The following is a 22,953-nucleotide window of genomic DNA, read 5'->3' as shown; positions in this document are numbered from 1 at the left end:
AAAAATTGGTTTTCAGGGTTTCGCTGCGTCTTCGAGGCCGGTCCAGATCGAGCCGTATTCGTCGGCCACCACCATCAGGCTCGCGCCGAGTTCCTGCGCAAAGGCGCGTTCGGGGCGGGACCAGGCCGGCATGATCCACGGCTTGCCGGCCTTTTGGGCGGCCTCGGCGATCTTGCGGAGGTCGGCCTTATCGGCATCCGTGTTGCGATAGGCGCCGCGGCCGGAATCAAGCGAAAGATCGCTTGGGCCGACGAAAAGGCCGTCAACGGTGGGAAGCGCGAGGATGGCTTCGACATCCTTGAGAGCGGCAGCCGATTCGATCATCGGATAGCAGCGTGTCTTGGCGTTCTCATTGTCGTAATATTCCGGCTTCACGCCGCCGTAGCGGGCGGGGCGGGTGCCAGAAAAACTGCGCGTACCGAGCGTCGGATATTTGGCCGAGGCGGTCACGCGACGCGCATGCTCGACATCGCCGATATGGGGGATGATGACGCTGTCGGCGCCCATGTCGAGTGCCTGCTGGATCGGGATTGCCTCTGGCCCGAGCACCTTGGCATGCATGGTCATGCCGAGCGCCTTGCCGAGCGCCAGAATGCGGTCCAGCGCTTCGAGGTCGAACAGGCCATGCTCAATGTCGAGCACGATGTGGCGGTAGCCGATGTCGTGGGCGATTTCGATCATCGCTTGGTGCGGGGTCGAGAGCCAGACAGCGAGGTTTTTGAGTGTATCAGCCATGGGCGGCTCCATCCTTCTTCTGCCGCTCGGCGATCATGCCGGCGATATCAACCAGTTCCTGTAACGTGCCGCCGGCATTGATGCGCGCCACCCAGCTTCCCTCGTCCTCCTGGTCAGCCAGTGCGATATCGGCAATGCCGGCCACTTCGGCCGGCGACAGTACGAGGATGCCGCAGTCGTCGGCAAGGATCGCATCGCCCGGATTGACGGTGACGCCACCGCAGGAGACGGGAATGTTGTAGCCGCCGCCGAGATTGAGCAGTTTCGTGGTGATCGGCGAAACACCGCGCGCCCAGGTCGGCACGCCTGCCTCGCGGATGGCGGCCGGGTCGGTGATCATGCCGTCGATGATGACGGCGGCAAGCTTGCGCTCCTTGGCGACCGCGGCCATGAAACCGCCCCAGGCGGCGTGGCGCTCGTCGCCTGCCCGGTCGATCACCAGGATGTCACCGGGCCGCACTCGGTCCATTGCGTGGTAGAGCAGGGTGGAATCAGGGCCGGGGATCGAGACGGTCTGCGCCGTGCCCGCCACCCGCACGCCATCGATCAGCGGACGCAGGTCATTGCGCATGAAGCGGTCGTGCAGGTAGTGGCCGACGGTCGCGGCCTCGACGCGGGCAAAACGGGCCATGAGGCCGGCATCGAGTTGCGGCGCGGGATCGGCGATCCGGTAGGATTTGATCGACATGATGAAGGGGCATCCTATTGCGTGAGAAGTCTGATCGCGGAGGGTGCGCAGGCGAGAATGCCTGGCTCTCCGGGGTTCGGGGTCGGCCGGTCGCCGCCATTGCGCACCCGGGCATGCAAACGGCTGTCATCGGCAAGCACCAGGCTGCAGACGGTGTCGGTGCCGATATAGACGGCGGCGCCAACCGTGCCGGAGAAGCGAACGGTCGCGCCGGCATTGCCATCGACGAAATGCAAGGCCTCCGGGCGAATGGCGAGCGTGCAGGGATCGCCGGACCGCAAGCTCGGCTCGTTCGGAAGCTCAAGCCTGTTGCCGGCGGCCTCCACCACAAGACGATCACCGTTATGTCCGGCAACGCGGCCTTCGATGAGGTTCATGTCGCCGATGAAGCCGGCGGTGAAGCGGTTGGTCGGCCGCTCGTAGAGGTCGACCGGACCATCGATCTGCTGGATGACGCCATTGTTCATCACCGCGATGCGGTCCGACATGGTCAGCGCCTCTTCCTGGTCGTGGGTGACGAAGATAAAGGTGATGCCGAGGCGGCGTTGCATCTCCTTCACCTCCATCTGCATCTCGCGGCGCAGCTTCAGGTCGAGCGCGCCGAACGGTTCGTCGAGCAACAGCACGGAGGGTTGGTTGATCAACGCACGGGCGAGCGCGATGCGCTGCTGCTGGCCGCCGGAAAGGGCGGAGGGCTTGCGGTCGATGGCGTGCGCCATGTGCACGCTGTCGAGCGCTGCCTTCACCCGCTCGCGAATCTCGCCCTTCGCAACGCCCTTGACCGAGAGGCCGAAACCGACATTCTCGCCGACATTGAGATGCGGAAAGAGTGCGTAGCTCTGGAACACGGTGTTGACGTTGCGCTGGTGGGCCGGCACGCCGGTCACGTCCTTGCCGTCGAGCAGCAGGCGGCCAGACGTCGGCTCCTCGAAACCGGCGATCATGCGCAATGTCGTCGTCTTGCCGCAGCCGGAGGGGCCGAGGAAGGTGAAGAATTCGCCCGCCTTGATGGTGAGGTTCATCCGGTCGACGGCATAGGCGGTGTCACTGCCCGTGCCGAAGGCCTTGCGGATATCGATCAGTTCGATGGCGGCACGGCTTGCGCCGGCCGGCTCTGTCTTGATGTCAGGCGGCATATCGTTCTGGAACTCGCTGAGGAAGGAAAGGGCAGCCGGTGGTTTGCATCCGGCTGCCGATGATCCGACGCGTTACTGCGCGGTCTTCACCTTGGTCCAACCGTCCTGATAGAGTTTTGTGGCGTCGCCGACGTCGAGGATGAAGTCGGCCTTCATGAGCTTGTCTTCCGGCGGGTAGATCGCGGCATTCTCCACCACGTCCTTCGGCAGCAGTGCCTTGGCCTTGTCGATCACCGTCGCCGATTTCGACAGGTTGGCCGCCTTGGCGGCGACTTCGGGCCGCATGATGTAGTCGATGAACTTGTAGGCTTCCTCGACATTCTTCGCGGAGGTCGGAATGGCGAAACCGTCGATCCACATCGAGCCGCCTTCATCCGGGATGACGTACTTCACCTTCGGATTGGTCGCGGTGACCTGGGCAATCGAGCCGTTCCAGCCCTGCACGACGCAGGCCTCGCCCGATGCGAGCAGGTCGCCGTAGTTCGTGCTGTTGTAGCCGCCGAGCACCTTCTTCTGCTCGATCAGCGACTGGGTCGCCTTTTCGATCTCTTCCGGCTTGGTGGTGCCGGCATCGAAGCCGTTGACCTGAAGACCGGCGATATAGGCTGCCAGCATGTTGTCGAGCATGTAGATCCGGCCTTCGTACTGCGGATCCCACAACGCCTTCCAACTCGTCGGCGGGGTTTTTACGCAATCCTCGTTATAGGCGAAGCCCGTCGTACCCCAGATATAGGGCACCGACCACTTCTGGCCCGGATCGAAGGAGACTTCCTTGAAGGGGGCGCCGAGATTGCCGATGTTGGGGATCTTGGCATGGTCCAGTTCCTGCAGCAAACCCTGCTTGGCGAGCACCTGCACGGTGTACTGGCTCGGTTCGATGAGGTCGTAGCCGGTCGCACCGGCGGACAGCTTCGCCATCATCGTTTCATTGGAATCGTAGGTATCGAAGGTCACCGTGATGCCGGTCTCCTTGGAGAAGTCATCGACGATTTCCTGCGGCACTTCGCCGGACCAGGCGTAGATGTTGAGTTCGGCGGCCGAGGCGCCGGACGCAAAGGCGATGAGGCTGGCGGTGGTGAAGAGGGTCTTCCAGTTTTTCATTGTTGCATTCCCCTTTTTTGATTGATGATCTTATGAAGGCTTGCGAACCGTCTTGAGGTAGCGACCCATGACGATGAGGATGACGAGCACGTTGACGGCGATCAGCATCGCGCCGAGCGCGTTGATCTTCGGCGTCAGGCCGGTCTTCAGGGTGGCGTAGATCTGGATTGGCAGCGGCGTGGTGCCGACACCCGACACGAAGGTCGAGATGACGAAATTGTCGAAGGAGATGACCGCGCAGAGCAGGAAAGCCGAAAGAATGGCAGGCGCCAGCAGCGGCAGCGTCACGCGCAGGAAGGCCTGCTTGCCATTGGCGCCGAGATCCGCCGCTGCCTCGTCGAGGCGCGGATCGAGGCCGGAGGCGGCCGCCCGCACGATGAGGAAGCTGAACGGGATCGACACGAGCACATGGCCGGCGATCAACGTGCCGTAGCCGAGCGGAATGCCGGTCCAGACGGTGGCGACGAGCAGGCCGACGGCGAGCACGATTTCCGGCAGAACGAGCGGCGCGATCACCAGCGTCGAAAACAGGTTTTTTCCAGCGAAGGGGCGCTTGACCACGGCGAGTGCAGCACTGGTGCCGATGGCGGTAGCGAGCGCCGCAGAGGCGATCGCAACGATAACGCTGACCTTCAGGCCAGCACGGAGCCCGCGATCACTGAGTGCTTCGGCGAACCAGGCGAGCGAAAAGCCCTCCCAGACCACCGTCGTCCGGCCGGCATTGAAAGCGTAGATCACCAGCACCACCAGCGGTGCGAAGAGGAAGACGTAGCCGATGAGCGTGGCGGCGGGAACGTAGAGCCCGATGATCTTCTTCATGCCCGCGCCTCCTCGACCGAGCGCAGCACGCGCATGTAGCAGACGATGATCACCGACGAGATCGCCAGCAGCACCACGGAGACGGCAGCACCCAGCGGCATGTTGCGGAAATCGAGGAACAGTTGGACGATCAGGTTGCCGAGAATGATGCTCTTGCCGCCACCGAGCAGGACCGGAATGGCATAGACACCCATGGCCGGCACGAAGACGAAGAGGATCGCCGCCATCACACCGGGCAGCGACAGCGGGAACGTCACCCGCCAGAAGGATTGCAGTGGCGTGGCGCCAAGATCGTCGGCCGCTTCGAGAAGCCGCTTGTCGAGCCCGTTCAGCGCGGCATGGATCGGCAGCACGGTGGTCGGCAGGAAGGCGTAGAGCATGCCGACCAGCACGGCCGGATAGGTGCCGATCATACGGATCGGCTGCTCGATGAAACCGAGGCCGAGGAGCGCGCTGTTGATCGTGCCGTTGCGGCCGAGCAGCACCATCCAGGCCGACATGCGCACGATGAAATCGATCCAGAACGGAATGAGGAGAAGCGCCAGCAACAGCCCGGCATGGCGCCCGGCGCGTAGCGCGATGAAATAGGCGATCGGATAGCCGACCAGCAGGCAGACGACGGTGGAGACAGCGGCGAGCTGGAGCGAGTTGAGAAAAATCGGCAGGTAGATCGCCTGGAAGAGCTCGCGGTAGCTCGCCAGCGTGAAGCCGAATTTCGCGCCACCATAGGTGTCCTGCTCGGCGAAGGAAAAGGCGATGACGATGAGGATCGGGATGACCAGCAGGAGGATTGCGCTGAGGAGGGACGGGGCGAGAAGGGCCAGTGTCAGAAGGTTGCCTCGGCGCGCGGCGGTCATTTCCGTGTCTCCACGCGCACTTGGCGGGAAGAGGATTCGACCGGCCGGATGAGGTTCGTCGCGCTGACGGAGAGGTGCGCCCGCATCGCAGCCTCGGTATTGTCGGGATCGCCGCTCGCCAGCGCCTCGTGGATCACCACCATGTCCTTCAAGTCTTCGAACAGCAGCGCTACGGGCATGCGGGAGACGTAGAGGCTGCGCACCGAAAGCGCATAAAGGCGGGTCAGCGCCTGGACGAGATAGGTGTTGCCGGACGCTTCCGCGATCAGCCGGTGCATCTCCTCGTCGATACCGAGATGCCATTCGATTTCCATGCGCTTGGCCGCGACACCGGCACGCGCCTCTTCGATGAGAGTGGCAAAACGATCGAGCTGCGCGTCGCTGATGCGCGTCGCGGCCAGCCGTGCAGCCCAGACTTCGGCCTGAAGGCGGAATTCCTGAAGCTGGAAGAAATCGGTCGCAGAGGTTGAGGAAACGAAGTAGCCCCGCTGCGGGACCGCAAGCAGCAGGTCCTCCTGGGCCAGCCGTTGCAGCGCCTCGCGCAGCGGCGTGCGGCCGACCGCCAGCCGCTCCATGCATTCCTTCTCGTCGATCGGTGACCCCGGCAGCAGTTCCGCCTTGATGATGGCGGTGCGCAGCCCGTGATAGGCGACGTCGCTCAAGCGCATTTTCTTGCTGGAGACAGGCTGCACGGTCGGTCACTCCATAAAATATATTTTCAAAATATCATCGAAATATTTGCTGTCAATGCGCGCTTTGACGGACGTCACAGCAGCTGCTGAACATCAACGGGCACAGATATATGGCCGCCTTTAGCGAGCGGCACTTCGACTGCTTGAGGGGCTTTTCGATGACACCCGCGGCAAGGGTGCAAAGGTTATGGAGGTCGGTGTGCGGCCTGAGAGCACTGCCGGCTGTTTGCGCACGTTGCCCCCGCTGGTCCTCGATGCGGGTGACGCTGCGGCCGCCAGTGTGAGGAAGTCTTCAGTCCAATCCTACCGGAGCGCCCCTACCACGGCCGCTCGCGCTCAATTACTTCGGGAAGCAGGATGCCGAGTGCGGGCGCCTGCTGCGGCTGACCACCTTCGACAATGTCGTTATCAACAACACGATGATTGATGTCGCGCAGGACGACTAGCCCTTTGGTGGTACAGGGCCGAATTGCATGGGTGCACATCATGGCATCGAGGGATTCCGCACGATGGGTCACGCCAACAGGCCCTTCATCCAGGGCCGCCGGAAACCTGCCGAACCTCTTGCGCGCGCCCTTCGGCAGGTTGGCCGTCTCGAAGACGCTGAGCGGTCTGCCATCGGCATCGGCTACAGCATGCCGCTTTGTATTCATGCCGCCTTTCATGTGTCCTATCAGCCGTCCAAGCCTCCCCGTTTTATACGCAGGCTCGAGGCCGTGCGGCGCGCTTTCAAACAGGTCGCATCAATCATGGTAGTCTTCGAGCCGGAGCTTCCTGCGGCGAGACCCTCCATCATTCGGCCAAACACGCCCACCGTGCCCCACCGTTTCCACCGGTTGTAGAGCGTCTTGTACGGCCCGTACTCCCGGGGCATATCCCGCCAGGGCAAGCCGTTACGGTTGACGAAGATGATCCCGCTCAGAATCCGGCGGTTATCCACACGCGGTTTGTCGTGGCTCTTGGGAAAATACGGCGCAAGTCGTGCTATTTGCTCTTCTGCCAGCCAGCAAAGGTCGCTCATGATCAGTCTCCTTGTGGAGCCTGAACCACATCGGACACATCCAATCATTGGATCCTGACCATGCGGAAATCGACTACAGAACGCTGCGGGAAACTATCGGCTCATGCCGCCCCCTGCGATGGTCGGCAAGCTTTCAGGTGACTGCAGTCGCATGTCCGCAATGAGCTTTGGCGACCTACGAGATTAGAGGACGTCATAGCGAACATCACTAAACTGGAGAGCTTCATAGACACCCCGCCGCGAGCGGAGTCACAAAGCTGATTAGAGGTGCGATGCCGCGAGCACCGAACCGATCAATCCGGGGAACCGCGCCTCGAGGTCTTCGTGGCGTATACTGAGGCGGCGGCCGCGGCCCAGTGGCTCGTTACGGATGACGCCTGCCTCGCGCAAAACCTTCATTAAATGCGACTTGGTCGATTTCGGCATCGAAGGGTCGGAGAGATGGCATTGAGCCATTTCAAGCGGCCCGTCGGCGAGTTGGCGCACGATGGCCAGGCGTTCCGGATCGCTTAAGGCGAAGAGGACGTCGGTCAGCCGCAGATCGTCGCGAGCAGGGTGGTGAAGGTCGGTATCGGGTGCCATGGTTCGAATTTAGTTGAACCGTCACGAAAATGACAGTAGAGAATAGTTCGAGATTATTCGAACTGTCAGGTGTCCCGTGACGGATACGACGCAATCCATGCCACTGCGTGGCCTCGCAGGCTTTCGCATTGCCCTTGCCGGAATGGCCGTGATGATGGCCGGCGCCAGCGCTCCCTCACCCTTCTATCCCGCGCTTCAGCAAGAGATCGGCTTTTCGGCGGCAACACTGACCGGTATCTTCGCCGTCTATACCGTCGCCCTGCTCGCATCCTTGCTTGTGACAGGATCGCTGTCCGATCATGTCGGCCGGCGGCCGGTCATATCGGGGGGCTTTGCGCTGATGGCGATGAGCCTGCTGTTGTTCTGGCAGGCTAGCGACGTGGCCGGCCTGATGGTGGCGCGGGTGTTGCAAGGCATCGCGGCCGGGATGCTGCTCTCGGCGCTGTCTGCGGCGGTGGTCGATCTCGAACCGCAGGACAGACCCGGCAGTGCATCGGTGTGGAACTCGGTCATTCCACTGGGCGGGCTTGCCATGGGGGCTCTCGTGGCGGGCATATTGATGGACGTAACCGAGATGGCGAAAGCGGATGTGTTCGGTACCCTGGTCGCCGCCTATATGCTGTTTGCAGCCGTGATCTGGCTCATCCCCGAGACCGCGCCGCGGCATGAGGGCGTCTGGGCCTCGCTTCGGCCACGGATCGGCGTGCCGGCTATGGCTGCCAAGGCATTCTGGCGCAGCGCGCCGGCTGTTGTCGCAGGCTGGGCGACGGGCGGGCTCTATCTCTCGCTCGGCGCGCCGATCGTCCGGCACGTCTTCGGCGCCGAACACCATCTGACGCAGGCAAGCGTCATCGTGCTCCTCTGCGCTGCCGGTGCCGCCGCCTGTTACATCGCGCGTGGCCATTCCTCGCGGCAGGTGACGCTTTACGGAACTTCCGCGCTCTCGATCGGCACGACGTTGACGCTTGCTGCGATCGTTTGGCAGTCCCTGCCGGCCTATCTCGCGGCCCTCGTCATTGCCGGGACAGGCTTCGGAACCTGCTTCTACGGCGTGTTGCGATCCATCGTCCCGACTGTTCGACCAGACGAACGCGGTGAACTCTTTGCCTCTCTGTTCACACTGAGCTACCTCGCCTTTGGCCTGCCGACACTGCTGGCCGGCATGGCCGTCGGCGCCTTCGGCCTGACGCTAACGACGCTGGGATATGGCATCCTGATTGTCCTGTTCTCGGCGACGGCGGGTTTGTTGCGGAAGTTCGGGACGCACGAGTAAACCTGCCAGGCAGAGAACGCCGGTCAGCACCACCAAAGGGATGAGCGGTTACGACCGAGGGACAGCAATCTCCTTCCTGTTTCATCTTGCTGCCAATCCTCGCGTCGGCAATAGTATCCGGGGCGGGACAGGGTTTCCCTACGATTGCGGTTTCGAACTGGCTGGATGGTATTCCTTGGGCAGGAGGGTGCGGCATGCGAAAGTCACTCAGTCTGGCGCTCGCTGCCGTTTGCGCGATCGTAGTCCTTTGTGCGACGGGGACCGAAGCCCAACGACGCAAAGGCGATGTCCTGCTGGGACCGGTCGAGACGTTAAGGGGGCTTGCACGGCGTGAGCCGGCCTCCCGGCAGCAGAGTCAGCAGCGGGCGGAGCCGGCCGGACGCTGGATGCCGCTTGCAGCGGCCAATGGCACGGGCGGCACGATCTGCAACACGACGGGCAGCAAGTATTCCTGTTTTGCCGTGCGCTGCAGCAGCGAGGGAAATCCCGAATTCGCCTTCTTCTACAATGTCGGAACCTATGCGGATACGATCAGACCCACGGTCGTTGTCGACGACCGCCTGACATTTTCGATCGCTCTGTCGCGCGTCGCCGAAGGCGTGATGGCCGGTCCGATCGATGCCGGGCGTGACACGGTTCTTCTCGAAGCATTGAAGGCGGGGCGCACCTTTGCCTTCGATCCGGGGTTCCGCCATGTCTTCAGTCTAACGGGATCATCCGCCCATATCGATCTGACCCTTTCGCAATGCAATCCGGCGCAAACCCCGTCTTTCGTGGCCGAGGACACTGCGGAGATACAGGTTTCCCAAGCGCTGGGTGGCTCGAGAAGCGGCCTCCAATGGTTTTGGGACACCGACCTGCCTGGCCACGACTACCGTGGCGGACTAACCGATCCGGCCCTGCGCGGGATTAGCCGCGACCAGTGCGCAACCTTTTGCGAGGTCGACGACCGTTGCCGCGCCTACACGCACAACGGTTCAAACAATGTCTGCATGCTGAAAGAGGACGCTACACGCCACGAAACTTTCGCAGGCGCATCATCCGGCATCTTCCATGCCAAACAGCCGCGTGCCAAAGCGCGCACGGATGTTGTCGCCTCCTTCGCGCAGGGGCTATACTGGCGCGCCGGCGACACGCCGGAACGTTACGTCGAACGTATTCGGACCAATGCCGCCCACTCCGGCGGCGCCTGTGAGAGCGAGCGGACAGCGCTTCGCGCGCTGGCCGCGGGGTTCAACCTCGAAATGCCTGCGAAAGATGCGACCGCGAACACGGCGGTGCAGATCGACTGGGCCAACAAGGCACCGAACGCTGGCATCACCGCATATTTCATAGTGAGCGCAAGTGGTCCCGTCCGCTTTACCGGAAAGGGTTTTCTGGCCCTGACGCCGGATGCGCTTGGCCCCTATGGCATCGAGCCGAGGCATGATGAAAGCCGGGCGATCGTTGCACTCCACAGTCGCGGCGCAGGGCCGGCCGGCACAATCTCGCTGCTGCCGCTTTCGGCAGGTCCAATGGATCTGCACGCGACGCTCGTCGGATACATTCGCGCCTGCAAGGAGGTCGCCGTTCTTCAGGAATGGGAAGGCGTGCTTGCGGTAAAACCCGCAGCACCGCAGATCGTTCTCAACGATCCCGTCGCAGGCAACCTCCATGACAAGCGTATCGACATTCCCGCTCTCGGGCGAAACGTCCTTTTCAACGACACCCGCTTTGCGGTGATCGACACGTCCACAGGCAGCGAAATCCTCGACCGGGAGGGCCATGACATTGCCCTGTCTCCGACAAAACGTTTCCTCGCCGTGCGCAGCAACGAGAACTTCGACGTCATCGACCTTGTGGATGGCGCGCGGGTCGCGACCCTCGGCGGCAGCGATCTTGCCTGGTTCAACAACGATTCCTTCGTCATTAGCGAGGCCGAACCCTGGGGTCGCACCTGGCTGGCATCGATCCTTTCTCGGGGTGTCGCGATCGAGGAGCAACGAACCTCCTGCGCGGCTTGCAGCAGTTCGGTCTCCGCCTCCGTCACCATGGATCTCGAGAACATGCTCGGCATCGTCGCCGGGCCGCTCGGCTATGCCGCCTTCGATTTGCAGGACGGAGATTTCGTCTCACAGGATTCAAACCTGATCATTGCCGACGAGGGCCTGAAAGGCGTGCGGGAGTTCATTCGCGTTCAGGCGGAGGCGATCGGGATAACCGCACCGATCGGCCTCGAGACCGGATGGAATGCTCCCCTCGGCCTTGCTTATACGCACTACACGGGAGAGCGCTCGACCGGCAGCGAGCAGCTTGACGCGAAGAACGCGACGCTAGCGGCGCTGTTGTTGGCACGCGATTACGTTCGGCCGAACCGCGGCCTGCAGGAAACACAGGCCGCCATCGATCAGCCACAGGAAGAAACGGTCCTGCGCGGTCTTGCGCCAGTCCGGCTGGATCGTTCCGCCATGGGGGTCGTCTCCCGGCGAACGCTGCTCGATGCCCTGCAACCCTTCGGGTTCACTGCGAGTAAGGCCACCCTACCCGACTTCACCCTGGAACCGCTCGACGACGCGCGGCGGCTCGATGAGACCGCTCGGGCGCCGTTCGAAAAGCGGGTCAAGGCTGCAAGCAATCAGCTTTCCGACGATATGGCCGCCATGAAGGCACCGCTTGAATGGTCCCACGCAACCGAATCCATGGACGCGATCTATTGCGAGCAGGTGAGCCAGGGATTGGAAAGCGGCAAACTGCCTGACGCGCCGGACCTCGCACATCGCATTCGCCTTGGCGATCAGACGATCTGGATCGTCCGCGGCATATGCTATGGCGGCCCGACGGCGGGAAGCCAGCTCAGCAAATCCTATCTGGCTATCTTCGACGAAGGCAGCGGCACGCTTGGCGTAAAGCAGGCTCTTGTTGCCCAGCAAGAGACATTTGGCGCTGCCCAGACCCGTTTCTTCCATGAACAGAAACTCGACGTGAAGGCCATCGGCACCACTGCGCTGCTGTTCTATGCAAAGGCCGCGGGCACGATCGGCTTGTTCGATCTCAAGTCGCGCCGCTTCCTGTTCGAGAAAATGGACCTGCCGCGGGGCGATATGCTGAAGAATGCCTTTGCGGACGAGAGCGGCCGCTACATTCTCCAGGAGAATATCGACGGAACCTTCTACATCCACCGCGTTTCCGATGCAGCCGTTCTGCTGTCCGGCCGTTTCATCGACGATGAGGTCGTGTTCTGGAATGAGCATTTCCAGTTCGATGCGACGCCCGAGGGAAGCGCTTTCGTCAACCTGCGCTTTCCAGGGGCGAGCGGCCAGTACAGCTTTCAGCAATTCGACCGTCGGCTTCGCGTCGAAGGGCTGATGCAGGCCGTGCTTTCCGGCAGCGGAACGGTCGGTGCGCCGACCATCGGTGCGCCGCCTTCGCTGGAAGGAACCCTCGATAGCGACGGTGCCCGCATCACGGGTGACGTCACGGCTCACGGTCTTCTCCCGGTCGTTGCGGTCAACGTCTACCAGGATGGTGTCCTGACCGACCGGGTCGCGGTGTCGGATGTGTCGAAGCCGGTTGCGATTGACGTGGCGCGGCTGCCGTCAGCGCGATGGGTGAGCCTCGTTGCCGAAGATGCAGACGGATTGCAAAGCCTGCCGATCGGACGCGACTTCGGTGTCCAGTCCCAGAAACCCATTACCAGCGTGCTGGCCGTCGGCATCGACCTTTATGAGGATACCCGGATTTCGCAGCTTTCCTTCGCGAAAAGCGATGCGGAGCGCGTGATCGCGCGCTTCCGCTCCCTCTCCGGCCAAACGATCGATGCGCCGGAGAAAGACCTGGTTCTCCTTGCCGACAGGGCGGCGAAAAAGACGGCGATCCTTGCTGCTGCCGAAAAACTGGCGCAGGGCGTCGATCCTGGCGAGACGGCGGTGTTCTTCTTTGCCGGCCACGGATTGCAGGGAGCGGACGGCAAATTCTATATCGCAACCTCGGCGACCAGGGCCGACGCCGTCGAGGCAACCTCGCTTGCCTGGGATGAGCTCGCCAGCGTCCTCTCCAAGACAAAGGGGCGGCTGATCGTCCTGCTTGACGCCTGCCATTCCGGCGCCGCCGGCACGGGCCTCTTTGCCACCAATGACGATGCGGTCTCGGGCCTGCAGCGGTCCATTCCAGCCGGACTGGTGGTGTTCTCAGCCTCGAAGGGCCGTGAGCTTTCCCGCGAATCCGCCAAAGCCAACGGCGGCGTTTTCACCACGGTACTGACGAATGTCATGGGCGAGGGACGGACGAAGGCGGACCTCAACGGCAACGGCACCCTGGAGGTTTCCGAACTGTTCCGCGCCGTCAAGGTCGGCGTCTCCCAGGAAAGTGGCGGCCTACAAACCCCCTGGCTCGCCCGCAACCAGATGATCGGAGAATTTTCGCTGTTCTGATATGCAGCCAGCTTGATTGGTTTCAACTACCTCCTTTGAAACGAGAAGGGATGAAACAGGCATCCGCGCGATGGCGTGGTAGAAAGCCGGGACCGGCGAAAGAGCCAAAGTTCACAGACAAACGCCTCGTCTGGACGTTAGTGAAGCAGCAGGGCGTTGCTCGCCCCACTGCCAATCCAACCAGCATCAAATTGATTAAGGCGCTACCACCCTGACGCGCTGACCTCTTGCTCGATTGGCGTGGGATAGCAGCCCGATCTAAGCCCAGTCGAGCAATACGATATCGGCAGGCATACCTGGCCGGAGGAAGCCCACGCTGTCTTCGAGGCGCATGAGGCAGCTGGGGTTTGCGGTTGCCATCTTCAGTGCGTCTTCCAGTGAGATTCCCACATTTTCGACCAGCCGCCGCAGCGATGTCGCCATGTCGATATGGACGCCAGCGAGAGAGCCCAGGCGATTGACCAGTCTGCCGCCGACGAGGTGGATGGTCTCGTCGTAGAGCGTGAAATGGTCCGGGCCATTCCAGGTCGACATGGCATCCGACACCAGCACCATCCGGTCCCGCACCGGACGTGCACGGATCGAAAGGCGCAAAACGGTGTCGTCCACATGGTGCCCGTCGGCAATGAAGCCGCAATAGACATCGCTGTCGAGCGCAGCGCCCACGACGCCCGGCTCGCGCGAGGTGATGGGCGTCATCCCGTTGTAGAGATGCGTCACCGACCGCGCCCCTTCAGCGATGGCCGCGCGGGTGGTCGCCGCATCGGCGGCGGTGTGGCCGAGTGAGACGACCGCTCCCATTGCGGAGAACGTTACGATTGTTCCGGGCGGCACGCATTCCGGCGCAAGGGTTACCAGCACCGGGACGCCGCCTGCGCGCAATCGTCTGACGGCGGAAAGCGTGTGCTCGTCCATCGGGCGGATGAACAGCGGGTTGTGTGCGCCCTTGCGTTCGACACTGATATGCGGCCCCTCGAGATGCACGCCGACGATGCCGTCGCTGCCGGCAACCGCCAGCGCCGCCGTGACGGCCCGCTCCATGATGTCGGGGGTGTCGGTGATCAGGGTCGGCAACACGGCTGTCGTCCCGCTCGCGCGGTGTGCTGCCGCAATGGCCTTCAGGCCGGCAGGGGAGGGATCGCTGTTGAACATAACCCCGCCGCCGCCATTGACCTGCACGTCGAAGAAACCCGGTGAAGCGAGGCTTGCCGTCTTCCAGATGGGCAGGCCATCCATTCCGGCTTGCCCGGTCGGGACGATGTCGTCGATCCTGCCGGCCGCGATGCGCAGCGCAAGGCCGGCGCGCAGCGTCTCGCCGTCGAAGAGCTGCCGCGGCACAAGCCACCAGGCTTCGGTATTTTCGAGGTCGAACGGCGCCGTGCGGCCCTGCGAGATGACGGTCATCGCGCGGTCCCCGCGGGGGTGAAGTAGTACGGTGCCAGTACCTCCTGGATATGTGCATAGACGAGCGCCTTGCGCCAGTCCGGCACTGCGGTGGCGAGACGCTCGGCCCGGTCCAGCAAAGCAGGCGCGAAAAACTGCTCCAGCACCATCACCGGGGGCCTCGCCTCACCGAGGCCAGCCATGAGCCGCTGCACGGCCTCTACGGCCGCCGTCTGCGTCCAGTAGTACCGGATACGGTCGGCATAGCTGAAATGGCGCAGCAGGCGCAGTTGCGCGTCGCTGCCGCCGTAGTGCTTGCTCCAGTTGTCCGGTTCGGCGAGCATGAGCCCCTCCATCACGGCCGGAAGCCGCGGCCGATCCGGTGCACCCCCAGTCCAGTCCGACAGCGCATCCAGCGCATAGACCGCCTGCCGATAAGCATGGGTGAGGGCCGGACCGACCTTCAGTACCGCGAAATGCCGGCGCCCGAGTTCGGGATAGACGGCAGGTGCTTGATAGTCTGTCGAATGGGCCTCGAAGCTGAGGTAGGTCATGTCCTGCAAGACGGGCGAGAGGCGATCGGGCGTTGCCGGGTCGAAGCGGTGCACATGGTCGGGCGCAAACTCCAGACCTGGCTGCACCACCAGGCCGACCGCACGCTGCCACGCGTCGTGAAGCCCCAGTGCCTCGAAGCGGCGGCGATGGGCAGCAATGGTCGCAAGGGCGCTTTCCGGCGTGGTCGGCTCGATGCCCTGGCCGCCTTCTTCCGCCCGCGCGCCACCCGGTGGCGGCACCTCGGTACCGTACATATAGCTCAGGGTCGACGGGTCTTCGGCCGCAGCCTCGCAGATGCCGGCAAGCTCGGCCGCACGCGCCGCACTCACTTCGTCCGAAACCTGGGCGGGCTCGCCCGCGCAGCCTTCCGAACAATCGAGATGGATTTTCGTGAAGCCGGCGCGGACATAGGCATCGACGAGATCGCGCGCATGGCGCATCGCCACCTCGGCCGGCTGGCTCCGCCAGACCTGCGGTCCAAGGTGGTCTCCACCAAAGAGCAGCGGCTGGTCGGGTGCGCCGACCTGCACGCAGATCGCACGCACGAAGCGGATGAAATCCGTCGGCCGCATGCTGGTATAGCCGCCGAACTGGTTGACCTGGTTGCTGGTCGCCTCGATGAGCAGCGGCACGCCCTTTTCCTGCGCCAATAGCACGGACGCGGCGATGACATCGGGATGCGCCGAGCAGACGGAGGGCATGGCTTCGCCGGAGCCCGCACGGTTGCGGGCGATCAGATCGCGCAGTTCCTTCATTGCCAGCCCGCCTCTGCCGCCTGGCGGGCAAGAATGGCGGCGCCCCGTGTACCGCTGGCATCGCCGTGTTCGGCGATCCTGAAGACCGGGCTACGCACGCCCGGCAGCTTGTGTGCCTCGAAGGCGGCGGCAAGGTCTTCGGCAAGGCCCGCCATGCGCGACAGGCCGCCGCCAATGACGATGCAATCCGCATCGATGGTCAGTTGGATCGTGTGGATCAATTCGCAAAGCAGGTCGAGCCAGATGTCGAGCACGGTCCGCATCGCGGCCTCGCCCTTCGATGCGGTCGCCACGATCTCCTCCGCACGCGCCGGCCGGCCGGCGACATGCGCGGCAAGGCGCGACAGACCGGGGCCGGAAACGTAGGTCTCGTAACATCCTGTGCGACCGCAGCCGCAGGCGACCAAAGGCAAGCCGTGTTTTGTGATCCGTTCTGCCGGCAGGCCGAAATGGCCGACTTCGCCGGGAAGCCCGTTGAGACCCTTTGCCAACCGGCCATTGACGCAGACGCCCCCGCCCACACCGGTTCCGAGGATAAGACCGAAGACCGTTCGGTAGCCTTCACCCGCCCCACCATTGGCTTCCGACAGGGCGAAACATTTGCAGTCGTTTTCGACCGGGATCGGGCGCCCGAGGCGCGCCGTCAGGTCGGCGCCGAGGCTGCGCCCGGTTGCCGGCAGGTTGGAGGTCACGGAAAGTCCGGTTGTCGGATCGATGAGGCCCGGCAGGCCGATACCGATTGCGGCTGGTTTGCCCGCCACGGCCTGCAGCCAGTCCGCCTGTTCGACGATGGCATCGAGCAGGTCGGCATAGCTCTGCTTGCGGGTATCGATCCGCCGCTTTTCGACCGGCTGCATATCCTCGCCGAACAGCGCCGCCTCGATTTTCGAGCCGCCGACATCGATGGCGCCATAGGCGGCCGGCGCGCGCTTCGGCAGATCGTAGAGTTTTACGCCGGCGACGACGCGGGTGAGGTTGCGGCCGGCGAAGGGATCGTCGACATTCAGGCCCATGCGATCCGACCAGATCACCGCCAAAATCTGTCCGATGAGGACATGAAGGACGGAACCCCAGGCATCATTGCCGATGGCGGGCACGGCGATATCCGCGCCGGTCGCCACGTCGCCGAGGCGCACGATGGTTTGCGGACTGAACTGCGCCGCGATCTCGTTTGCGAGGTCGATATCGTAGGCTTGCGTGAACGGATCGGCCGGTTGCAGCACGAAGACCAGCGTCCTGTCGTTGACGACGGCCTTGGGACCGTGCCGGAAGCCCAGCGTCGAGTCCCAGGAGGTGGAGATGCCGCCAGCCGTCAGTTCCAGCACCTTCAATGCGCATTCCCGCGCCGTGCCGGTCAGTGGTCCGGAACCGAGGAAGACGACACGTTCCGGCATCGCGAAGCGTGCCAGTGCATTAAAGCTGTCGGCAATCAGGCCTTCCGCAGCGTCCGCGAGACGCGGGAGAAGTGTTGCCGGGGCAGCAGGTGGCGCGGGGTCGAAGCAGGCGAGCGCCGACAACAGCATCGTCGTGTAGCTCGACGTCATGGCAAAGCCGCGGTCGTTCGTTTCGGGCGGCAGGACAAGCGTGCGCTGTTCGCCCGGCCCCTGGAGATAGGGCGCTGCAAGCGCGCTCTCGGCATTGCACGTGATGTGGAGGCGATCGGCCTCCGGCGCATGGGCATTCAACAGGTTGAGGGTACCGAGACTTTCCGAGCTGTTGCCGCTGCGCCCGAAGGAGACGACCAGCGTGCGCACGCCCGGGCGCAGGAAGCTTCGTGGACCGGAGACGAGATCGGTCGTTGGCACGGCGCGGAAGCGTGCCGGACCGGCTGCACGGTTGAGATAGGCTGCCAGCGTTTCGCCGATGAACGCGGACGTGCCAGCGCCGCAGAACCAGATTTCCTCATGCGCGCGACGCTTCAGCCACGCCTGGATCTCGGCTGCGAAAGTTGCGAGTTGCGGCGCGAAAGCCCGCCAGACGGCCGGCTGCTGGGCGATCTCCCGTACGGTTTCCCAGCGATTGAGGTCAGCGGTTGCGGTGGAAGCGCGTTGCGACGTCATTTCTTCTTCTCTTCGATTGGGTCTACGCGGTGGACGACGACGCCCCGCGCTTCGATTGCCTCGACGACATCGTCGCCAAGGCCGGTGTCGGTGACGATCGTGTGGATGCGCTCGATCTCGCAGAAGCGGTGCAGCCCCGGCGCGCGGAACTTGGTGGAATCAGCCAGCACGACGATGCGCCGCGACACGGTGATCATCGCGGTGTTCTGGTGCGCCTCCTCTTCGTTGAAGGTGCTGAGGCCGGAGACGGGATCGATGGCATCGGCCCCGAGATAGAGCGCATCGAAATGCATGTTGGCGAGCGTGCTCTCCACCATGCGGCCGGAAAGCGAGCGGGATTCATGGCGCAGCACCCCGCCCGGCAGCATGATCGAATGCTGTGTCGCCCCGCGCAGTGCATCGACGATATTGAGGCCGGTGGTCATGACGGCGAGCGGGTCGGCATCGCGCAGCGTCTCGGCAAAGAGCTGGGCGGTCGAGCCGGAGTCGATGATGATCGAGCGGTCCGTGCCGACGAGTGTACGGGCAAAGCGTGCGATGGCGCGCTTCAGGGCAAGGTTGACCACGGCCTTGTCGGTGATCTGCGGCTCGAGGAAGGAGCTGCGTTCAGCCGTTGGACCGTGGGCCAGCGCCATGGCGAGCGCAATCCTGAAGTCCGGAATGCCCTTGAAGCCGTAGCGACGGCAGAAGCGAATGACGGAAGGCTCGCTGACCTCGGCGGCGGCCGCGATCTCCTGCACGGGCTTGTGCATAAAACCTTCCGGCGCCGACAGCATGTATTGCGCCACGCGGCGGAACGTCTTGTTCAGTTCCGGCAGGTCGGCGGAAACGGCCTCGATCAGCGTTTGTCCTGACGGATGGGATGTCAAACCGGGCTCCTTTCGACCAGATCGCCGCGACGTTCGATTGCGGCGGCCCCTTCAGTCCGGTAGCGCAAGTTGCGACCGGTCGCATCGAATATCTGCAAGCGCTCATGCGCAATCGTGAAGGCAAGCCGGTCGCCGGCGCGGATACCGGCCTGGCCGGCAAGTTTCGCCGTCAGCGCCTGGCCGTCGGCCAGCCGGCCGTAGACGATCGTCTCGCCGCCGAGTTGCTCGACCACCTCCACCGTCACGCTCAGCTCCCCCGTGTCGGAGATGCTCATGTCCTCGGGGCGCACGCCGAGTTCCAGGCCCTCGGTCGAGACCGCGCCGACTGCCGGCGGCAGGTCGAGCGAGAGGCGGCCGCCACCCGGAAGTTCGCCGTTCACCGCCTGTCCATCCTTCGAGGCTGAAGCGAACCGGATGAAATTCATCGGTGGTTGGCCGAGGAAGCCGGCAACGAAGCGGTTGACCGGATTGTTGAAGAGCTCGAGCGGCGCGCCGACCTGCTCGATGACGCCCTGACGCATCACCACCATGCGGTCGGCAAGCGTCATCGCCTCCACCTGGTCATGGGTGACGTAGATCATGGTGTTGCCGAGCTGGGCGTGCAGCTTCGAGAGTTCGACGCGCATTTCACCGCGCAGCGACGCGTCGAGATTGGAGAGCGGCTCGTCGAACAGGAAGATGCGTGGCTTGCGCGCGAGAGCACGGCCGATGGCGACACGCTGGCGTTGGCCGCCGGAAAGCGCCTTGGGCTTGCGGTCGAGCAGCGCCTCCAGCTTCAGGAGCTTTGCTACTTCGAGGACGCGCGCCCGGATTTCCGGCTTCGGCGCATTGGCAATCTTCAGGCCGAAACCGATGTTCTCGGCGACCGTCATGTGCGGGTAGAGCGCATAGGACTGGAACACCATGGCGATGCCGCGCTTCACCGGATCGGCCGTCGTCATGTCCTCGCCGTCGATGAGGAGATTGCCGCCGGTGATGGGCTCCAGGCCTGCGATGCAGCGCAACAGCGTGGACTTGCCGCAGCCCGACGGGCCGACGAGCACGACGAATTCGCCGCTCGATATGGCGAGATCGGCGCTGCGGATGATCTCCAGGTTGCCGTAGGATTTGTGCAGCTTGCGAATTTCGACCGTCGTCATCAGTTCGTCCCGTCTTCGAGCGCGACCCGCATGCGGAAATCCAGATGTTCCGGCAGCGGATGGGCCTTCATGTGCGTTTCCAGTTCGGCGGGCGTCGGCGTCCGGCCGAACTGCTGTTCGAGCCTGCCCTTTTGCAGGTAGCCCCAGAGATCGGCCGATAGGTCTTCGCCCTCGCGGATCGTCGCGAACTCGACTTTCAACAGGGCTTCAAGCACATCGAGGTTGCCGCGCTTGGCGGCAACGGACGCGCGCGCCAGCACGATGCGTTCCTGTGCTGCAATGTCGTCCGGAAGCTTTGCCAAAAAGCCTTCCAGGGCCTGGAGGCGCTCGGCGTGCAGCAGGAACTGCACGATCTCGACGGCGAGCTCGGCTGGAGCATCCTCCGCCGCCCATGCGAAGAGATAAAGCTGTTCGGCCCTGTCCTCGTCCTTTTCGATCATGGCCAATTGCCGAAGGCCGAGCCAGGTCGGCCGCGCCGCCACCGAGCGCTCGAAGAGACGGCGGGCCGCAGCCAAATCTTCACGGTCGAGTGCGGCAATGCCGAGCAGCAGATCGTGCAGCCAGGTCGCTCCCTGCCGTCCGACGCTGCGTTCCAAGGCGGAACGCCAGAGATCGGAGACAGCAAAATCGGCAGGAACCCGCGACAGGTTGCTTACGGAAATTTCCCCCGTTTCCGCCAGCTCGTCCCAGACGCCGGGTTCGGCATCGACGGCAAAATCGAGACCGGCGGCGAGCGGCTTGCCGGTGAGCTTCGCCTGCCGCGCGCCCCAGGAGGAGCCGGCGGAAAGGCGTCGGTCGAGCGGCTGTCGCGAAACACGCGTGAGGAAGGCGTCGACATCCGAGAGTTCGGCTTTCGGGAATCGATGATCGACGGCTTCGGCCGTGGCGCGCTCTGCGACCGCATAGTCGGTAGAATGGGCCGCGGCCGGATCGACCGACAGCCCGCCATAGACCTCCGTCCAATGCAGCTCGCTGTCCGCGGCAAGCACGAAGCGCTGGTTCTGCGTCGGCGTGATGCCGGCCTGGATCTCGATATAGTCGCCTTCGCCCTTGCGGGCGAGATAGTCCATCCAGTGTTGCCCGCCGGCGGCCGTGCCGAAATAGAAGAACTTCCGGCCGGTCAGTGCCGATGTGGCGGTCTGCGCGAGGCCCGTTCCCGCCTTGTCGAGGGCGGCGATGAAGAGACGATCCGCCTCGGGCTTGCGGAAGAAGACCGAGGTCGCGCCCTTCCAGAGGCCGGGATAGGAGCCGTCGAAACGCGCCGGGTCGGGGAAGGGGAAGCGCGCAAGTTCGTTGCCGGGCAGCACATGTTCGATCGCATAGTCGCCGGGGCTGACGACGCGCATGCCGGCACTCACCGGCACCGCCACATTGGTCCACCAATAGGCACGCTTCTCGGTCGGCGCGGCGTTGACGATGCGACCGTGCACATAGAGCCTGTCTTCATCGGCCGGCAGGTAGAGGTCGATCTGCCAGGTGGCCTCGACGATCCGGTCGAATTCGTAGATGCGGAGCACCGGGCCGCGCTCCGTTTCCACCACACCGGTAAAGACGGGCACGCAGGTGAACGGTGTATGGCCGGGGATAAGCCCGTTCCATTCGATGCCGCCGGAGAACCAGGCGTTCAGCGCGGCGAGGTTGGCAGGCTGGAACACCGGGTTGCGGAAGACGAGGTCGCGCCCGAGCGCATGATCGTAAAGCTGCATCAGCCGGCCACCGTATTGCGGGGCGACGGTGACGCGCAGCCGACCATTATCGAGCGCGATCAGCGGCATCTCGCCCTGTGTCTGCGCCCGGTCGTAATCGTCATAGACGCTGTAGGGCAGGATCGAATCCTTGCCCCAATCAAAGGCGTTCGCGCTTTCTTCCGCGCTGAGGCCGCGCGATGGCGGCGTTTCCTTATCGGGGATCGGCTGCTGCCAGCGGAAGCGCGGCAGGCGGCTTGGTCCGCCGAGACGCGACATTGGCAGCGTCACGACCGTTTCTTCCACGGCCGTTCTGCCTTCGGCGCGGGCCTTCTGTTGGGTCTGGTTCACTTCACGCCTCCCATGGTGATGCCGCTAATCATCCGCTCGGAGAGGATGATGAAGAGAAGGATCGTCGGCACCATCACGATTGTGACGCCGGCGAAGAGGCCGGCCCAGTCGCCGCCCGAATATTGCATGGAGGTGATCAGCGAATAGATACCGAGCGACAGCGTCCGGTTCTCCGGGCTGTTCAAGAGCACGAGCGAAAGCTGGTACTCGTTCCACAGGCCGACGAAGTTGAGGATCGCCACCGTCGCGACGCCGGGGCCGGCGAGCGGCAGCATGACATGCCGGAACACCTGGAAATCCGAGCAGCCGTCGATGATCGCCGCCGATTCGAGCTCCGAGGGCAGCGAGGCGAAGAAGCCTTCGAGCACGTAGATGCTGAACGGAATGGAGAGCGCGACATAGACGATGGAAAGCCCCGTCAGGCTGTCGCCGAGCCGCATCGTCGTCATGATGACGAAGAGCGGCACGAAGAGCAGCGGGATCGGCACGCCCATGCCGAAGGCGAAGAAGTTGGACAGCGCCTGCCGCCCGGCAAAACGTCCGCGGCTCAGCACATAGGCCGCCGGAACCGAGACCAGCAGCAGGGCGGCGACCGAAACGGAGGTGACGATCAGGCTGTTCAGGAAGTAGTCGCCAAAGCGGTTGTTCACCCAGGTCTTGACGTAGTTGCCCCAGGCGGGATCGGCCGGGAAGGACCACGGCTTGCCGAAGAGATCGCGATTGCGCTTCAGCGAGGCGAGGATGATCCAGAGGATGAAGAAGACCGAGAAGGCCGACCAGCCGCCGACGACGAGGTAGGAAAGCCCGCGTTTTGCGCCGCGCAGCGTGAGGATTTTTTTCATC

Annotated in this window: 17 protein-coding genes and 1 pseudogene; 2 read left to right on the top strand and 16 right to left on the bottom strand. The window is 63.6% G+C overall.

The window, feature by feature from the left end:
- Positions 1-12 precede the first annotated feature (12 nt).
- From BSY16_RS31190 to BSY16_RS31145, 9 genes and pseudogenes are all read right to left on the bottom strand, one after another.
- Positions 13-735 carry an HpcH/HpaI aldolase family protein gene (locus BSY16_RS31190; RefSeq protein WP_069063825.1) on the bottom strand — a complete coding sequence of 241 codons (723 nt, stop codon included), beginning with the start codon at positions 733-735 and terminating at the stop codon, positions 13-15.
- The gene (locus BSY16_RS31185) at positions 728-1,423 is read right to left on the bottom strand and encodes an RraA family protein (protein ID WP_083243207.1); all 696 of its coding nucleotides are present in this window, start codon (positions 1,421-1,423) and stop codon (positions 728-730) included. Before BSY16_RS31185 ends, BSY16_RS31190 begins: the two co-directional genes overlap by 8 nt.
- A gap of 14 nt (positions 1,424-1,437) precedes the next feature.
- Positions 1,438-2,559: an ABC transporter ATP-binding protein gene (locus BSY16_RS31180; protein WP_069063589.1), complete on the bottom strand. Its 1,122-nt coding sequence runs from the start codon at positions 2,557-2,559 to the stop codon at positions 1,438-1,440.
- A gap of 72 nt (positions 2,560-2,631) precedes the next feature.
- Positions 2,632-3,660: an ABC transporter substrate-binding protein gene (locus BSY16_RS31175; RefSeq protein WP_069063588.1), complete on the bottom strand. Its 1,029-nt coding sequence runs from the start codon at positions 3,658-3,660 to the stop codon at positions 2,632-2,634.
- 30 nt (positions 3,661-3,690) lie between these two features.
- A complete protein-coding gene (locus tag BSY16_RS31170; RefSeq protein WP_069063587.1) occupies positions 3,691-4,479 on the bottom strand; it encodes an ABC transporter permease in 789 nt (262 codons plus the stop codon).
- Positions 4,476-5,336 carry an ABC transporter permease gene (locus BSY16_RS31165; RefSeq protein WP_083243206.1) on the bottom strand — a complete coding sequence of 287 codons (861 nt, stop codon included), beginning with the start codon at positions 5,334-5,336 and terminating at the stop codon, positions 4,476-4,478. Before BSY16_RS31165 ends, BSY16_RS31170 begins: the two co-directional genes overlap by 4 nt.
- A complete protein-coding gene (locus tag BSY16_RS31160) occupies positions 5,333-5,998 on the bottom strand; it encodes a GntR family transcriptional regulator (protein ID WP_171902507.1) in 666 nt (221 codons plus the stop codon). Before BSY16_RS31160 ends, BSY16_RS31165 begins: the two co-directional genes overlap by 4 nt.
- Before the next feature lie 617 nt (positions 5,999-6,615).
- Positions 6,616-7,049 (bottom strand): annotated as a pseudogene (locus BSY16_RS31150) (IS5 family transposase); the annotation flags it as partial.
- Between the two features lie 261 nt (positions 7,050-7,310).
- Positions 7,311-7,631, bottom strand: a complete 321-nt coding sequence (locus BSY16_RS31145) for an ArsR/SmtB family transcription factor (protein ID WP_069063583.1) — start codon at positions 7,629-7,631, stop codon at positions 7,311-7,313.
- Positions 7,632-7,707: 76 nt separating this feature from the next.
- On the opposite strand from BSY16_RS31145, the gene BSY16_RS31140 reads away from it, so the two are divergent.
- Together BSY16_RS31140 and BSY16_RS31135 are read left to right on the top strand one after the other, a co-directional pair.
- On the top strand, positions 7,708-8,904 hold the full coding sequence (locus tag BSY16_RS31140) for an MFS transporter (protein WP_286157299.1): 1,197 nt from the start codon (positions 7,708-7,710) through the stop codon (positions 8,902-8,904).
- Positions 8,905-9,290: 386 nt separating this feature from the next.
- Positions 9,291-13,313 (top strand): caspase family protein, encoded by a 4,023-nt coding sequence (locus BSY16_RS31135; RefSeq protein ID WP_069063581.1) that lies wholly within the window; start codon positions 9,291-9,293, stop codon positions 13,311-13,313.
- Between the two features lie 258 nt (positions 13,314-13,571).
- Here the strand turns inward: BSY16_RS31135 and nagA are convergent, their stop codons facing one another.
- From nagA to BSY16_RS31100, 7 genes are read right to left on the bottom strand one after another with little or no spacing between them, the layout of a single operon-like run.
- Positions 13,572-14,717 carry an N-acetylglucosamine-6-phosphate deacetylase gene (gene nagA / locus BSY16_RS31130; protein ID WP_069063580.1) on the bottom strand — a complete coding sequence of 382 codons (1,146 nt, stop codon included), beginning with the start codon at positions 14,715-14,717 and terminating at the stop codon, positions 13,572-13,574.
- Positions 14,714-16,006: a class II D-tagatose-bisphosphate aldolase, non-catalytic subunit gene (locus tag BSY16_RS31125; protein ID WP_069063579.1), complete on the bottom strand. Its 1,293-nt coding sequence runs from the start codon at positions 16,004-16,006 to the stop codon at positions 14,714-14,716. Before BSY16_RS31125 ends, nagA begins: the two co-directional genes overlap by 4 nt.
- Positions 16,003-18,066 (bottom strand): ROK family protein, encoded by a 2,064-nt coding sequence (locus BSY16_RS33205; RefSeq protein ID WP_353652386.1) that lies wholly within the window; start codon positions 18,064-18,066, stop codon positions 16,003-16,005. Before BSY16_RS33205 ends, BSY16_RS31125 begins: the two co-directional genes overlap by 4 nt.
- Positions 18,063-18,935, bottom strand: a complete 873-nt coding sequence (locus tag BSY16_RS31115; RefSeq protein WP_083243204.1) for a hypothetical protein — start codon at positions 18,933-18,935, stop codon at positions 18,063-18,065. Before BSY16_RS31115 ends, BSY16_RS33205 begins: the two co-directional genes overlap by 4 nt.
- Positions 18,932-20,074 carry an ABC transporter ATP-binding protein gene (locus BSY16_RS31110; RefSeq protein WP_069063578.1) on the bottom strand — a complete coding sequence of 381 codons (1,143 nt, stop codon included), beginning with the start codon at positions 20,072-20,074 and terminating at the stop codon, positions 18,932-18,934. Before BSY16_RS31110 ends, BSY16_RS31115 begins: the two co-directional genes overlap by 4 nt.
- On the bottom strand, positions 20,074-22,110 hold the full coding sequence (locus BSY16_RS31105) for a DUF5107 domain-containing protein (protein ID WP_069063577.1): 2,037 nt from the start codon (positions 22,108-22,110) through the stop codon (positions 20,074-20,076). Before BSY16_RS31105 ends, BSY16_RS31110 begins: the two co-directional genes overlap by 1 nt.
- Positions 22,107-22,952, bottom strand: coding sequence for a carbohydrate ABC transporter permease (locus BSY16_RS31100; protein ID WP_069063576.1), 846 nt, complete (start codon positions 22,950-22,952; stop codon positions 22,107-22,109). The genes BSY16_RS31105 and BSY16_RS31100 overlap by 4 nt, the downstream gene beginning before the upstream one ends.
- Between the last annotated feature and the right edge of the window lies 1 nt (position 22,953).

This window comes from Sinorhizobium sp. RAC02 (assembly GCF_001713395.1).
In the GTDB taxonomy this organism is placed as follows: Bacteria; Pseudomonadota; Alphaproteobacteria; order Rhizobiales; family Rhizobiaceae; genus Shinella.
This window is presented reverse-complemented; position numbering and strand designations above follow the sequence as displayed.